13 protein-coding genes are annotated in these 14,204 nt (G+C 65.2%); 9 read left to right on the top strand and 4 right to left on the bottom strand.

Translation table 11 applies throughout. From position 1 onward, the window contains the following. Positions 1-108: 108 nt before the first annotated feature. The 3 genes from XH87_RS27730 to XH87_RS27740 all read right to left on the bottom strand — a co-directional run bounded on the left by XH87_RS27730 (position 109) and on the right by XH87_RS27740 (position 2,982). Positions 109-861: a hypothetical protein gene (locus XH87_RS27730; protein ID WP_271589667.1), complete on the bottom strand. Its 753-nt coding sequence runs from the start codon at positions 859-861 to the stop codon at positions 109-111. A 2-nt stretch (positions 862-863) separates the two neighbouring features. Further along, entirely contained in the window at positions 864-1,655 is a 792-nt protein-coding gene (locus tag XH87_RS27735; protein ID WP_085973855.1) for an enoyl-CoA hydratase, read from the bottom strand. Between the two features lie 121 nt (positions 1,656-1,776). Further along, entirely contained in the window at positions 1,777-2,982 is a 1,206-nt protein-coding gene (locus XH87_RS27740) for an ABC transporter substrate-binding protein (protein WP_271589668.1), read from the bottom strand. Between the two features lie 295 nt (positions 2,983-3,277). Between XH87_RS27740 and XH87_RS27745 the strand changes: the two genes are divergently transcribed. Both XH87_RS27745 and XH87_RS27750 read left to right on the top strand, forming a co-directional pair. Continuing rightward, positions 3,278-4,129, top strand: a complete 852-nt coding sequence (locus tag XH87_RS27745) for a thermonuclease family protein (RefSeq protein ID WP_271589669.1) — start codon at positions 3,278-3,280, stop codon at positions 4,127-4,129. Positions 4,130-4,262: 133 nt separating this feature from the next. After that, positions 4,263-5,654, top strand: coding sequence for a M48 family metalloprotease (locus XH87_RS27750; protein WP_271524866.1), 1,392 nt, complete (start codon positions 4,263-4,265; stop codon positions 5,652-5,654). A 39-nt stretch (positions 5,655-5,693) separates the two neighbouring features. Here the strand turns inward: XH87_RS27750 and XH87_RS27755 are convergent, their stop codons facing one another. Then, a complete protein-coding gene (locus XH87_RS27755) occupies positions 5,694-7,022 on the bottom strand; it encodes an MFS transporter (protein WP_035708261.1) in 1,329 nt (442 codons plus the stop codon). 181 nt (positions 7,023-7,203) lie between these two features. Here XH87_RS27755 and cyoA point away from each other — a divergent pair, with 181 nt between their 5' ends. From cyoA to XH87_RS27790, 7 genes are read left to right on the top strand one after another with little or no spacing between them, the layout of a single operon-like run. Further along, on the top strand, positions 7,204-8,364 hold the full coding sequence (cyoA, locus tag XH87_RS27760; protein ID WP_271589670.1) for a ubiquinol oxidase subunit II: 1,161 nt from the start codon (positions 7,204-7,206) through the stop codon (positions 8,362-8,364). Between the two features lie 11 nt (positions 8,365-8,375). Continuing rightward, the gene (gene cyoB, locus XH87_RS27765) at positions 8,376-10,373 is read left to right on the top strand and encodes a cytochrome o ubiquinol oxidase subunit I (protein WP_035708249.1); all 1,998 of its coding nucleotides are present in this window, start codon (positions 8,376-8,378) and stop codon (positions 10,371-10,373) included. Further along, on the top strand, positions 10,374-11,003 hold the full coding sequence (gene cyoC / locus XH87_RS27770; RefSeq protein ID WP_271589671.1) for a cytochrome o ubiquinol oxidase subunit III: 630 nt from the start codon (positions 10,374-10,376) through the stop codon (positions 11,001-11,003). Next, the gene (gene cyoD / locus XH87_RS27775) at positions 11,000-11,377 is read left to right on the top strand and encodes a cytochrome o ubiquinol oxidase subunit IV (protein WP_158668289.1); all 378 of its coding nucleotides are present in this window, start codon (positions 11,000-11,002) and stop codon (positions 11,375-11,377) included. Before cyoC ends, cyoD begins: the two co-directional genes overlap by 4 nt. Before the next feature lie 13 nt (positions 11,378-11,390). Then, complete coding sequence (locus XH87_RS27780; RefSeq protein WP_271589672.1) at positions 11,391-12,242, top strand: SURF1 family protein; 852 nt, start codon at positions 11,391-11,393, stop codon at positions 12,240-12,242. Beyond that, entirely contained in the window at positions 12,214-13,617 is a 1,404-nt protein-coding gene (locus XH87_RS27785; RefSeq protein WP_035708238.1) for an ATP-binding protein, read from the top strand. The genes XH87_RS27780 and XH87_RS27785 overlap by 29 nt, the downstream gene beginning before the upstream one ends. After that, positions 13,607-14,140: a response regulator transcription factor gene (locus tag XH87_RS27790; RefSeq protein WP_035708235.1), complete on the top strand. Its 534-nt coding sequence runs from the start codon at positions 13,607-13,609 to the stop codon at positions 14,138-14,140. The genes XH87_RS27785 and XH87_RS27790 overlap by 11 nt, the downstream gene beginning before the upstream one ends. Positions 14,141-14,204: the final 64 nt, after the last annotated feature.

The raw sequence follows: 14,204 nt of genomic DNA on the forward strand, positions 1-14,204 counted from the left end.
AGCGCAAAGCTGTCCACCGCGAGTCTTCGCCAAATCACTCCCTGTGGTGATGGGTCTCGGATCGGCGCTTCGCTTGTCCGGGACCACTGCGGTTGGTGTGGCAGCAGCTCAGGCGGCAAGCCGGAACGTCACGCCGCCGAGCAGAAACTCGTTGCCCGCGACCGCGAGCCCCTTCGCCCGTGCCGCATGCAGCACGCGTGCAACATCAGCCACCCGAAACTCCAGTGCAGCCATGATCTCGCTTGCGCCCTTGACGAAGCGAAAGGTTGCGTTCGGCAGCTTCAGTTCGGCATCGCCACTCGGCGCAACGCCGATGATCCTGCCCCAGTGCTCCGCCAGCCCCGCCGGATCCGGGCTCTGCATCTCTACCGCCGTCAGTGCCTGCGTCACGTCCTTGCGAATGAATTTTTGCCAATCCGGTCCCGCCGGCGGATAGGCGCCCAGAATGTCATCACTGCCTTCGGTGTGATTGAACTCGATGAAGGCGGCGCGGCAGTCGCGCGGGTGGAGCTGCACGCCGTGATAGGGCACATGGTCGATGACGTTGGCGGTGCGAACGCCGAGCGCGTTGGCGTTGCGGCCGCGCTCGTCCGGATCATCGCAGCAGAAGATCGCCATATAGCCGCCGCGGCCGCCGGTCTTCTCGATGAAGCGGCCGGCGGTGGTGCCGTCCTTGAAGGGTGCCACCACCTCCAGCAAAATCGTGTCGACCGGGAGCAGCGCGTTCTCCAGGCCGTACTTCGCGACATTGCCGTCGCGGTAGCAGACGGAAAGGCCCATGATCTCCGCGATGTCGGAAATGACGGGCGCGAGCTGCGGCGCGACCAGGCAGATCTGCCGCAGCCGCATATAGGACGCCATCGTCATGCGCCCTTGAATGTCGGCTTGCGCTTCTCGACGAAGGCCTTGGCGGCCTCCTTGTGGTCCTCGGTGTCGCCACAGCGGGTGTGATGGATCGCCTCGCCGTCGAAACAATCCTCCAGCGCCAGATGCTCGGCGTTGTTGATGTTGCGCTTGATGAAGCCGAGCGCGATCGACGGCCCCTGCGCCAGCGATAGCGCGAGCTCGTGGGCGGCGGCGTCGATCTCGGCGTCGGGGACGACCTTTGTCACCATGCCGATCGCATGCGCTTCCCTGGCAGTCAGCACCGGCGACATCAGATAGAGCTCGCGCGCCCGCGCGCTGCCGAGCAGCTGGGTCAGGAAATAGGTGCCGCCGTAATCGCCGGAGAAGCCGACTTTTGCAAAAGCGGTGGTGATCTTGCAGGATTCGGCGGCGATGCGCAGGTCGCAGGACAGCGCCATCGACAGGCCCGCGCCGGCGGCGGCACCATCGAGCTGCGCCACCACGGGCTTCGGCATCTGATGCAGGATGCGCGAGACCTCCATGCCGCGCCGCAGATTCGCAAGCTTCTGCTCGAACGGCAGCGGCGCGCGGCCGGCCGCCATCGACTTGACGTCGCCGCCGACGCAGAAGGAGCCGCCCGCGCCCTTGAACAGCACCGCCCGCACCTCGGGATCGTCGGCCGCGCGCCGGGCCGCTTCGACCAGCCCGGCGACCATGTCCGGATTGAGCGCGTTCTTCCGCTCCGGGCGGTTCATCGTGATGGTGAGCAGCCCGCCTTCGAGCTTCTGCAGGACCATGTCGTTGCTCACAGGACGTCTCCCTTGTTGTTATGTCCTCCGTCGTTCCGGGGCTCGCAAAGCGAGAACCCGGAACCTCGAGATCCCGGGTTCGCTTCGCGCCCCGGGATGACGGCGTGACTGCGTCACGCCGTCATTTCTTCACCAGCGGGCAGCGCGACTGCTCGAGTGACTGGAACGCCTCGTTGCCGGGCACGGTGGCGAGCAGCTTGTAATCGTCCCAGCGGCCCTTGGACTCCGACGGCTTCTTCACCTCGAACAGGTACATGTCGTGAATCATGCGGCCGTCCTCGCGGATCTTGCCATTCTTCGCGAAGAAGTCGTTGATCGGCGTCTCCTTCATCACCTTCATCACCGCCGCGGCGTCGGTCGTGCCGGCGGCCTTCACGGCCTTCAGGTAGTGTGTGACGGAGGAATAGACGCCGGCCTGCGCCGAGGTCGGCACCCGCTTGGTGCGCTCCATGAAGCGCTTCGAGAATGCGCGCGTGTCGTCGTTGAGGTCCCAGTAGAACGCCTCGGCGAGCAACAGGCCCTGCGCGGTCTCGAGCCCGATCGAGTCGATGTCGGAGACGAAGGCGAGCAGCGGCGAGACCTTCTGGCCGCCCTTGGTGATGCCGAACTCGGCCGCCTGCTTGATGGCGTTGACGGTGTCGCCGCCGGCATTCGCAAGCCCGATCACTTTGGCCTTGGAGGCCTGGGCCTGAAGCAGGAACGACGAAAAGTCCGACGTGTTGAGCGGATGGCGCACGCTGCCGAGCACCTTGCCGCCGGTCTTGGTCACGACATTGCTGGTGTCCTTCTCCAGATCCTGGCCGAAGGCGTAATCGGCCGTGAGGAAGAACCAGGTGTCGAGGCCCGACTTCACCGCCGCCAGGCCGGTCACGTTGGCCTGGCCGAAGGTGTCGAACACGTAGTGGATGGTGTAGGGGCCGCAGGCCTCGTTGGTGAGACGGATCGAGCCCGGACCGTTGAACATGATGATCTTGTTGCGCGCCTTGGCGATCTCGCCGGCGGCCAGCGCGGTCGCGGAGGCCGCGACGTCGTAGATCATCTCGACGCCCTGGTTGTCGAGCATGTCGCGGGCGATGTTGGCGGCGAGATCGGCCTTGTTCTGATGGTCGGCCGCGAGCACCTGGATCTTGCGCCCCAGCACCTCGCCGCCAAAATCCTCGACGGCCATCTTGGCCGCGGTCTCGCTGCCGGGACCGGTGATGTCGGCATAGAGGCTCGACATGTCGAGGATGCCGCCGATCTTCAGCGGCGGCTTGTCCTGGGCCTGCGCGGCGCTCGCATTGAGGGCAAACGCGGCGGCAAAAATGCCGGACAGAATAAGCTTCATCGAAAAGACCTCCCTTATCGCGCCGTACTCTGATGGCGGCTTGGTTATTGCTCTTGGGATAGTGCTGTTGCCGCAATCATGCCGCATGCGCAAGAGCGCAGCAAGCGCGGGGCGCCATGCGCGTCTTGCGATTGCCTCATGTTTTCCGCAAAACGGAATGGTGGGAACGTGACGAGATCTTTCCACGTCATCATGAGCGCAGCGACCTGTCCGCCGAAGCGTTAGCGAAGGCGGAAGCAAGCCGGAGTCTTTCCGCGGAGGGACTCTGGATTGCTTCGTCGCTCCGCTCCTCGCAATGACGGAGTGTGAGGAAGCGTCTTCGCGAAACGCTAGACTTGAGGTAAAGCTGGAGCGCAACGCAACCTTCCCGGGTCACGTGACGCGCCTGCTTCACCTCATCGTCGCGTTCTCGATTGCCGAGGCTACCGCCGCGTTCGCCGCGCCGTGCCAATTCGAATCGCAAGGTGAAGGCCGCGTTGCCACCATCGTTGATGCACGCAGCGTGCGTCTCGACGACGGTCGCGAAATCCGTCTCATGGGAATCGAGCCGACGGCGACCACGAAGCAGGCGCTGGCATCGCTGCTGGCCGGCCGCGACGTGACGCTGCGGAGCACCGACGACACGCCCGACCGCTACGGCCGCCAGGGTGCGCTGATCTTCATCGGCGAAAGCGAGGTCTCGGTGCAGGCCATGCTGCTCGCCCAGGGCGATGCCATGTTCTCCGCCGAGATCGCGGACAAGGACTGCGCGGCCTCCCTGATGGCGTCCGAAGCCGTGGCACGGCACAAAAAAATGGGCAGCTGGGCTGACCCGTCGGCCATAAAAAACGCGGAAAGTCCGGACGATATCTTGGCGGAGATCGGGCGCTTTACGGTGGTCGAGGGCAAAGTCCTGTCGGTTCGGCAAGCTGGGGCAACGACCTACCTCAACTTCGGACGGAACTGGACACGCGGCTTTGCCGCGACTATTTCAAAGCGCACGCTACCGGCGTTCGAAAGCGCCGGCATCGCACTTAAGTCCTTGGAGAATCGGCGTATTCGAGTTCGGGGCTGGGTGGAGGGGAATACGGGGCCACGGATCGATGTGCGCCTCGTGGGGCAGGTCGAGTTGCTGGGCGCAAACGAGCCGACTGGGGTAAGGCCTTGAAACGGCCAGGCACGGGTTAAGCGACGTGAATGGGGTGCTAGAACGGCACGTACGGAGTGAACGCCGCCGCCTGCGGGCTGCGCCGGTAGCGCTTTGCCTCGTCCTGGGCACCTCGCTCGCCGGTTGTGGCGATATGGGCCGGTTCCAGACCGGGGCGGCCCCGGCCACCGTCGTGATGCCGAAGCCGAAGCCCGCCGTCGCCCAAACCCCCGCCACCGAGAAGGAGCACGAGCGCATCCTGGCGAGCTATGGCGGGACCTATGACGATCCCAAGCTCGAGGCGCTCGTCAGCAAGACCGTCGACCGGCTGGTCGCGGCTTCCGACCGTCCCGACCAGGGCTACAAGGTCACCATCCTCAATTCCGGCGCGGTGAACGCCTTCGCGTTGCCGAACGGCCAGCTCTACGTCACGCGCGGACTTCTTGCGCTTGCGAGCGATACGTCCGAATTGTCCTCCGTGCTCAGTCACGAGATGGCGCATGTGCTGTCCAAGCACGCCGCGATGCGCGAGGACCAGGCCCGCCAGGCCGCGATCGTCACCCGTGTCGTCACCGACATGAGCAACGATCCCGATCTCACCGCGCTCGCGCTGGCCAAGACCAAGCTCACCATGGCGAGCTTCTCGCGCAAGCAGGAGATCGAGGCCGACGGCATCGGGGTCGGCATTTCCGCCCGCGCCCATTTCGACCCCTACGGCGCAGCGCGCTTCCTCTCGGCGATGGAGCGCAATGCCGAACTGAAGGCCGGCAAGAGCTCGCTCGATCCGCGCGCGCAGGATTTCACCTCGTCGCATCCGGCGACGCCCGAACGGGTGCAGAACGCGCAGAATATCGCGCGGCAATACACTGCGCCGGAGGGCGCCGAGCGCGATCGCGAAAGCTACCTCGCTGCGATCGACAACCTCGTCTATGGCGAAGACCCCAGCGAAGGTTTTGTCCGTGGCCGGCGTTTCCTGCATCCGAAGCTCGGCTTCACCTTCCAGGCGCCGGACAATTTCACGCTCGACAATACCGCGCAGGCCGTGATCGGCGTGCGCGAGGGCGGTGCACAGGCGATGCGCTTCGACGTCGTGCGCGTGCCGGCCGAACAATCGCTCGGCGACTACCTCAATTCCGGCTGGATGGAAGGCGTCGAGAAGGCGTCGACCGAGGATCTGACGATCAACGGGTTTCCGGCGGCGTCCGCCACCGCCAAGGGCGAACAGTGGCAGTTCAAGGTCTATGCGCTGCGCTTCGGCAGCGACGTCTACCGCTTCATCTTCGCGACGCGGCAGAAATCGACCGAGAGCGAGCGCAACGCGCGCGAGACCGTCAACTCGTTCCGTCGCCTGACTCTCGACGAGATCCAGGCCGCGCGCCCGCTGCGCATCAAGGTCATCACCGTGCAGCCCGGCGACACCGTGGAATCGCTCTCCCACCGCATGGACGGCGTCGATCATCCCGCCGAGCGCTTCCGCGTGCTGAACGGCCTCGACCGCACCGCGCAGGTGAAGGTGCGCGACCGGGTGAAGATCGTGGCGGATTGACGCTGCGCTGGCGCTGCAGATGTGGCTGCTGCTCGAGCCTCAGCGCCCGGCATCCATGTCGCCCGCCTCGCGCTGGCCGCTGAGCCAGAGCGCGAGCAGGGTCCAGAACGCGCCGGACAGGAGATACGCACCCGAGGCGATGACGCCGAGATTGGTCGCGAGCAGCAGCGCGACGAGCGGGGCGAAGCCTGCGCCGAACAGCCAGGCCATGTCCGAGGTCAATGCCGAAGCCGTGTAGCGGTAGGCCTGCCGGAAGTTCGAGGCGATCGCGCCGGAGGACTGGCCGAAGGACAGGCCGAGCAGGATGAATCCGATCACCATGTAGATGGTCTCGCCGAACGCGCCGGCATCGAGCAGTTGCGGGGCGAAGCCGCTGTAGATCGCGATCGCGATCGCCGATCCCATCAAGAGCGACTTGCGGCCGACGCGGTCGGCGATGATGCCGGAGATCACGATCGCGGCGACGCCGAACACGGCGGCGACGATCTCGATGATCAGGAAGCGCACCGGGCTTTCGCGGGTGAACAGGAACACCCAGGACAACGGAAACACCGTGACCATGTGGAACAGCGCGAAGCTCGCCAGCGGCGCGAACGCTCCCAGCATGATGTTCTGGCCTTCGCGCGCGACGGTCTCGGAGATGCGCGAGGGCTGCAATTCGCGGGTCTCGAACAGCGAGGCATATTCCTCGGTCGTCACCATGCGCAGGCGCGCGAACAGCGCCACGACGTTGATCGCGAAGGCGACGAAGAACGGATAGCGCCAGCCCCAGTCGAAGAAATCGTCGGCCGACAGATTGCCGGCGAAATAGGCGAACAGCGCGCTCGCCACGATCAGTCCGAGCGGAGCGCCGAGCTGCGGCACCATCGCGTACCAGCCGCGCTTGGAGGCCGGCGCATTCAGCGCCAGCAGCGAGGCCATGCCGTCCCAGGCGCCGCCCCAGGCCAGACCCTGCGCGATACGCGCCAGCGCCAGCAGCCAGATCGCGGCGACGCCGATCTCGCGATAGCCGGGCAGGAACGCGAGCGCCACTGTGGCGGTGCCGAGCAGGAACAGCGCCGACACCAGCTTGGCCGTCTTGCCGTAACTCCGGTCGATCGTCATGAAAATGACGGTGCCGATCGGCCGGGCCATGAAGGCCAGCGCGAAGATCATGAAGGAATAGAGGGTGCCGGTCAGCTCGCTCGCGAACGGGAACACCAGGCGCGGGAACACGATCACCGAGGCGATCGCGAAGACGAAGAAGTCGAAGAATTCCGAGGTGCGGCCGATGATGACGCCGATGGCGATCTCGCCGGGACTGGCCTGGTCGTGGCCGTGCTCGCCCGTGTGGAGGTCTGCCATTGTGGGGGTCTGTGCCGTCGCCATTCGTGCGCCCTTAACGTCCTGAAAACCAAAGCCGACCGCCCGGCGGGGGCCCAGGCAATCCCGCCCTGTCTGACCCAACATCCCGCACCGCAACATTGGACAAATTGTCCAATGTCCGGATTGTTGCGCCGCAGCTACCCGTTGGCTCCGCAAAGGAAACTCATTCTCAAAGGCTCGGCCCGTGTCTCGTCTCAAGATCCTGGCGCTACTACCTCTGGCTGCCGCACTCAGCGGCTGCGACTACGTCGTGCTGGCGCCAGCCGGCGACATCGCTGCCCAGCAGCGCGACCTCGTCATCATCTCCACCGTCCTGATGCTCCTGATCGTCCTCCCCGTGATGGCGCTAACGGTGCTGTTCGCCTGGCGCTACCGCCAGTCCAACGCTTCGGCTCGCTATGAGCCGGAATGGGACCATTCGACCAAGCTCGAACTGGTGATCTGGTCGGCGCCGCTGCTGATCATCGTCTGCCTGGGCGCGCTGACCTGGATGGGCACGCATCTGCTCGACCCCTATCGCACCCTCGGCCGCATCCATGCCGACCGCGCCGTGGACCAGTCCAAGGCCCCGCTCGAAGTCGATGTCGTCGCACTCGACTGGAAGTGGCTGTTCATCTATCCGGACTACGGCATTGCCACCGTCAACGAGCTGGCCGCGCCCGTCGATCGTCCGATCAACTTCCGCATCACCGCGTCCTCGGTGATGAATTCGTTCTACATCCCCGCGCTCGCCGGCCAGATCTACGCGATGCCGGGCATGGAGACCAAGCTCCACGCCGTCGTCAATCACGCCGGCACCTACAAGGGGTTCTCGGCGAACTACAGCGGCGCCGGCTTCTCCGGCATGCACTTCGACTTCCAGGGTCTCGACGACAAGGGCTTTGACGCCTGGATCGCCGGCGCCAGGTCGGCCGGCGGCTCGCTCGGCCGCGCGGAATATCTCCAGCTCGAAAAGCCCAGCCAGAACGAGCCGGTGCGGCGCTGGGGCGCCGTCGATGCCGATCTCTACCGCCTGATCCTCAACATGTGCGTCGAGACCGGCAAGATGTGCCAGAGCGAGATGATGGCGATCGACGCCAAGGGCGGCGCCGGCCATCAGGGCCTGACCAACACGCTGCCGCTCACTTACGACAAGTACGCCCGCCGCGGCTCGCCGCTCGGGCCCGAGCCCAGCTTCGTCGTCGGCACCTGCACGCCGGATGCGCCGCAGGGCAAGACCACCGCCTCGATCACGGCCCCGACCGACACCATGCCGCTCATCGGCGCCGGCCTGAAGCGGCCGTCGTTCACGCCGCTGAAGTCCTCTTCCTTCTTCCTCGGACAGCGTCCGAAGTCAGACTCCTAAAGAGAACGCGCATGTCTCCTGATCTCCTCAAGCTCATCTTCGGCCGGCTCGGCCTCGAATCGCTGCCGCTGCACGAGCCGATCGTCGTCGGCACTTTCGTGGTGGTCGCGCTCGGCGGCGCCGCGCTGCTCGGCGGCCTCACCTATTTCCGCCTCTGGGGCTATCTCTGGCGCGAGTGGTTCACCACGGTGGACCACAAGCGCATCGGCATCATGTACATGATCCTCGGCATCGTGATGCTGCTGCGCGGCTTCGCCGACGCGCTGATGATGCGCGGCCAGCAGATGCTCGCCTTTGGCGGCTCCGAAGGCTACCTCAACGCCCATCACTACGACCAGGTCTTCACCGCCCACGGCGTGATCATGATCTTCTTCGTGGCGATGCCGCTGGTCACCGGCCTGATGAACTACGTCGTGCCGCTCCAGATTGGCGCACGCGACGTGTCGTTCCCGTTCCTCAACAATTTCAGCTTCTGGATGACGGTCGGCGGCGCGGTGCTGGTGATGGCCTCGCTATTCATCGGCGAATTCGCCCGCACCGGCTGGCTGGCTTATCCGCCGCTGTCGAACATCGGCTACAGTCCCGACGTCGGCGTCGACTACTACATCTGGGCGCTGCAGGTCGCCGGCGTCGGCACGACGTTGTCCGGCATCAACCTGATCTGCACCATCGTCAAGCTGCGGTGCCCCGGCATGACGATGATGAAGATGCCGGTGTTCACCTGGACCTCGCTCTGCACCAACGTCCTGATCGTCGCCTCCTTCCCCGTCCTGACCGTCGTGCTCGCGCTGCTGTCGCTCGACCGCTACGTCGGCACCAACTTCTTCACCAACGATTTCGGCGGCAGCCCGATGATGTACGTGAACCTGATCTGGATCTGGGGCCACCCCGAGGTCTACATCCTGGTTCTCCCCGCCTTCGGCATCTTCTCCGAGGTCACCTCGACCTTCTCCGGCAAGCGGCTGTTCGGCTACACCTCGATGGTCTACGCCACGGTCGTCATCACCATCCTGTCGTATCTGGTGTGGCTGCACCATTTCTTCACGATGGGCTCGGGCGCCAGCGTCAACTCGTTCTTCGGCATCACCACGATGATCATCTCGATCCCGACGGGCGCGAAGATGTTCAACTGGCTGTTCACGATGTATCGAGGCCGTATCCGCTACGAGCTGCCGATGATGTGGACGATCGCCTTCATGCTGACCTTCGTGATCGGCGGCATGACCGGCGTGCTGCTCGCGGTGCCGCCGGCCGACTTCGTCCTGCACAACAGCCTGTTCCTGATCGCGCACTTCCACAACGTGATCATCGGCGGCGTGGTGTTCGGCGCGTTCGCCGGCATCAACTACTGGTTCCCGAAGGCGTTCGGCTTCAAGCTCGATCCGTTCTGGGGCAAGATGTCGTTCTGGTTCTGGGTCACCGGCTTCTACCTCGCCTTCATGCCGCTCTACGTCCTCGGCCTGATGGGCGTGACCCGCCGCCTGCGCGTGTTCGACGATCCCTCGCTTCAGATCTGGTTCGTCATCGCCGCGATCGGCGCCCTCTTCATCTTCATCGGCATCCTCTCCATGCTGATGCAGTTCGCGGTCAGCCTGCTCAAGCGCGAGCAGCTCAAGGACGTCACCGGCGATCCCTGGGACGCGCGCACGCTGGAATGGGCGACCTCCTCGCCCCCGCCGGACTACAACTTCGCCTTCACCCCCGTCGTTCACGACAATGACGCGTGGTGGGACATGAAGAGGCGCGGCTACCAGCGTCCGCTGACCGGGTTCAAGCCGATCCACATGCCCAGCAGCACCGGTACCGGCATCATCCTCGCCGGCCTCGCCACCGCGATGGGTTTCGGCCTGATCTGGTACATCTGGTGGCTGGCGGCTGCGAGCTTCATCGCGATGCTCGCCGTCGGAATCGGTCATACCTTCAACTATCACCGCGACTTCGACATTCCGGCTGAAGACATCATCCGGACCGAGGACGCGCGCACCAAACTGCTCGCCGGAGCCAAGTAAATGACTGTCTCTGTAAATCCCACGCAAACCGGCGAGCCGGTCTTCTATCTCGCCGACGAGCATCCGCATCCGGAAGGCTGGAGCACCTCGCTCGGCTTCTGGATCTACCTGATGAGCGACTGCCTCATCTTCGCGATTCTGTTCGCCACCTTCGGCGTGCTCGGCGGCAATTACGCCGCCGGCCCCGCCCCGAAGGACCTGTTCGACCTGAACCTGGTCGCGGTGAACACCTCGATGCTGCTGCTGTCGTCGATCACCTATGGCTTTGCCATGCTGACGATGCAGCAGAACAAGATCGGCCAGACCCAGATGTGGCTGGCGATCACCGGCCTGTTCGGCGCCGCGTTCATCGGCATCGAGCTCACCGAGTTCGCCCACATGATCCACGAGGGCGCTACCCCGCAGCGCAGCGCCTTCCTGTCCGCGTTCTTCACGCTGGTCGGCACCCACGGCCTGCACGTCTCCTGCGGCCTGATCTGGCTGGTGACGCTGATGGTGCAGGTCCAGAAGTTCGGCCTGATCGAGGCCAACCGCCGCCGCCTGATGTGCCTGTCGATGTTCTGGCATTTCCTCGACGTGGTCTGGATCGGCGTTTTCACCTTCGTCTATCTCCTGGGAGTTCTGCGATGAACACCGATACCCACGCCGCCCATGCGGACCATCATCACGGCGACGGCCACGCCCACAGCACCTTCTCGGGCTACATGCTCGGCTTCGTGCTCTCGGTGGTGCTGACCGCGATCCCGTTCTGGCTGGTGATGAGCGGCGCGCTGCCGAGCAAGCAGATCACCGCGCTGGTCATCATGGCTTTCGCGGTCGTGCAGATCGTCGTCCACATGATCTACTTCCTGCACATGAACACGACGTCCGAAAACGGCTGGAGCATGATGGCGCTGATCTTCACCATCGTGATGGTGGTGATCGCGCTGTCCGGTTCGCTGTGGGTGATGAGCCACCTCAACAGCAACATGATGCCGGTGCACCAGATGACGGGAATGAACTGAGCGAGGCTCCGAAGTGAGCAGGACGCAGGCCGTGACGAGCAAGCCGGGGGGGACGCGCAGCGCGGCTGCGCGCGCCCCTTCCTTGTGGCTCACGGTCCTCTCGCTCATCGCCTTTGCAATTCTCGTCGCACTCGGCGTCTGGCAGATCGAACGCCGCGCCTGGAAGCTGGCGCTGATCGACCGCGTCGAGCAGCGCGTTCATGCCCCGGCCCGGCCGGTCCCCTCGCCCGCTTCATGGCCCACCATCAGCGCCGCAAGCGACGAATACAGGCACGTCAGCGTCAGCGGCCGCTTCCTGCACGACCGCGAGACGCTGGTTCAGGCCGTGACCGAGGAAGGCCCGGGTTATTGGGTGCTGACGCCGCTGAAGCGCGATGACGGCACGCTGGTGCTGATCAACCGCGGCTTCGTGCCGTCGGAGCGGCGCGATGCATCGACGCGCCGTGACGGCAACCCCGACGGTGAGGTCGAGATCGCCGGCCTGCTCCGCATGACGGAACCGAAGGGCGGATTTCTCCGGGACAACGTGCCCCGGCACAACCGCTGGTACTCGCGGGACGTCGCCGCGATTGCGGCGGCACGCGGCCTTCACGACGTCGCGCCGTTCTTCGTCGATGCGGACGCCGGATCACAAATTGCCGGCGGTCCGATCGGCGGATTGACCGTGATCCGCTTTCCCAATAACCACCTGATCTACGCGCTGACGTGGTTTGCCCTCGCTTTCATGCTGGCGGGTAGACTTTTCGTCACATTCGGCGGCGGGCTGTTCCGCCGCAAGCGCTTCGTCCACGAAAAGGTCGGCGGCTCGGATGCCGTCGCCCGCAGGACGGGATCAGATGCTGGAACGTTCGTCGAGCCGACCTGACGACGGGAAAACGCTTTCCCAGACGCTTGCGCGTGACGGGCTGGCCGTCACGCTGCAGTCGCAGGCAGACGCGCGCAGCGAGCTGATCGGCACCGCTCCGACCGACGACGAGACCAACCGCAAGAACATGGCGCTGCTGATCCAGCTGCGCTGGACCGCGGTGGTCGGCCAGATCGTGACCATCGGCGCCGTGCATTTTGGTCTCGGCATCCCGCTGCCATTGGAGCGGATGGGCGCCGTGATCGGCGCGCTTGTGCTGCTCAACGTCTCCAGCCTCGTCTGGGTGGGCCATCGCGCCGCGATCACCAACAACGAGCTGCTGGTCGCCTTGATGCTGGACGTCGCCGCGCTGACCGCGCAGCTCTATCTCTCCGGCGGCGCCACCAATCCCTTCACCTCGCTGTTCCTGCTCCAGGTGACGCTGGGCGCGGTGCTGCTCGATGCCCGCTCGACTTGGTCGCTGGTCGCCCTGACCTGCGCGAGTTTCGTGTGGCTGACGCTGGCATACCGCCCGCTCGATCTGCCGCCCAACCCGTTGAGCGAGACTTACACGCTCACGGTCGCCGGCATGCTCCTGGGCTTCGTGCTCAACGCCGTGCTGCTGGTGGTGTTCGTCACCCGCATCAATCGAAACCTGCGCGAGCGCGATGCGCATCTGGCGGCGCTGCGCCAGCATGCCGCCGAGCAGGACCACATCGTGCGCATGGGCCTGCTCGCCTCCGGCGCCGCACATGAGCTCGGCACCCCGCTCGCCTCGCTCTCGGTGATCCTCAGCGACTGGCGCCGCATGCCGGATCTCGCCGCCGACCAGGAGCTTGCCGAGGATCTCGCGGAGATGGAGACCTCGCTGCAGCGCTGCAAATCGATCGTCACTGGCATCCTGGTGTCGGCGGGCGAAGCGCGCGGCGAAGGCTCCTCGCCGACGACGGTGACGGCCTTCGTCACCGCGCTGGTCGACGAATGGCGCAATGCGCGCTCGGCCCGCACGCTCTACTTCGTCAACACCTTCGGCGAGGACGTCGCGATCGTCTCCGACGTCGCGCTCAAGCAGGTGATCTTCAACGTGCTCGACAATGCCTATGAGGTCTCGCGCGACTGGGTCGAGCTCGTGGCCGAGCGCGAAGGTGACAACCTCGTGCTGTCGATCTCCGACCGCGGCCCGGGCTTTGCGCCGGAGATGCTGGCGCAGCTGGGAAAGCCCTACCAGTCGAGCAAGGGCCGCGCCGGCGGCGGGCTCGGCCTGTTCCTGGTGGTGAACGTCGTACGCAAGTTGGGGGGCAGCGTGACCGCCGAGAACCACAGGAAGCGCGGCGCCACGGTGCGCCTGACGCTGCCGCTCGCAACGCTCGCGATCGGAGGAAATTTTGACGCCTGATCGTTCGCTCATCGTCGTCGAGGACGACGCCGGCTTCGCCCGCACGCTGAAGCGCTCCTTCGAGCGCCGCGGCTACGAGGTCGTGCTCGCCGCCTCGATCGAGGAGGTGCACCAGGTGCTGGAGCAACGCTCCTTCGGCCATGCCGTGGTCGACCTCAAGCTCGGCGGCGCCTCGGGGCTCGCCTGCGTCGAGCTCCTGCACACGCACGATCCGGACATGCTGATCGTGGTGCTGACCGGCTTTGCCAGCATCTCGACTGCCGTGGAGGCGATCAAGCTCGGCGCCTGCCATTATCTCGCAAAGCCGTCGAACACGGACGACATCGAAGCCGCCTTCACCAAAGCCGAAGGGAATACCGAGGTCGCACTCGACGCGCGGCCGACCTCGATCAAGACGCTGGAATGGGAGCGCATCCACCAGACCCTGATCGAGACCGAGTTCAACATCTCGGAAGCGGCGCGCCGCCTCGGCATGCACCGGCGCACGCTGGCGCGGAAGCTCGAGAAGCGGCCGGTGAAATAGCCGGCGCGCGGCACGTCGCCGTAGCCCCGGATGAGCGAAGCGACATCCGGGGCCTCTGCATCGG

Origin of the sequence: Bradyrhizobium sp. CCBAU 53415 (assembly GCF_028128735.1) — a bacterium.
Lineage (GTDB): Bacteria > Pseudomonadota > Alphaproteobacteria > Rhizobiales > Xanthobacteraceae > Bradyrhizobium.

What these genes read in the sequence shown, in the direction of transcription:
- XH87_RS27785 (WP_035708238.1), top strand. Translation starts at nt 12,214, where the DNA reads ATGCTGGAACGTTCGTCGAGCCGACCTGACGACGGGAAAACGCTTTCC.
- cyoB (WP_035708249.1), top strand. Translation starts at nt 8,376, where the DNA reads ATGTCTCCTGATCTCCTCAAGCTCATCTTCGGCCGGCTCGGCCTCGAA.
- XH87_RS27730 (WP_271589667.1), bottom strand. Translation starts at nt 861, where the DNA reads ATGGCGTCCTATATGCGGCTGCGGCAGATCTGCCTGGTCGCGCCGCAG.
- XH87_RS27745 (WP_271589669.1), top strand. Translation starts at nt 3,278, where the DNA reads ATGACGGAGTGTGAGGAAGCGTCTTCGCGAAACGCTAGACTTGAGGTA.
- cyoC (WP_271589671.1), top strand. Translation starts at nt 10,374, where the DNA reads ATGACTGTCTCTGTAAATCCCACGCAAACCGGCGAGCCGGTCTTCTAT.
- XH87_RS27740 (WP_271589668.1), bottom strand. Translation starts at nt 2,982, where the DNA reads ATGAAGCTTATTCTGTCCGGCATTTTTGCCGCCGCGTTTGCCCTCAAT.
- XH87_RS27750 (WP_271524866.1), top strand. Translation starts at nt 4,263, where the DNA reads ATGGGCCGGTTCCAGACCGGGGCGGCCCCGGCCACCGTCGTGATGCCG.
- XH87_RS27755 (WP_035708261.1), bottom strand. Translation starts at nt 7,022, where the DNA reads ATGGCGACGGCACAGACCCCCACAATGGCAGACCTCCACACGGGCGAG.
- cyoD (WP_158668289.1), top strand. Translation starts at nt 11,000, where the DNA reads ATGAACACCGATACCCACGCCGCCCATGCGGACCATCATCACGGCGAC.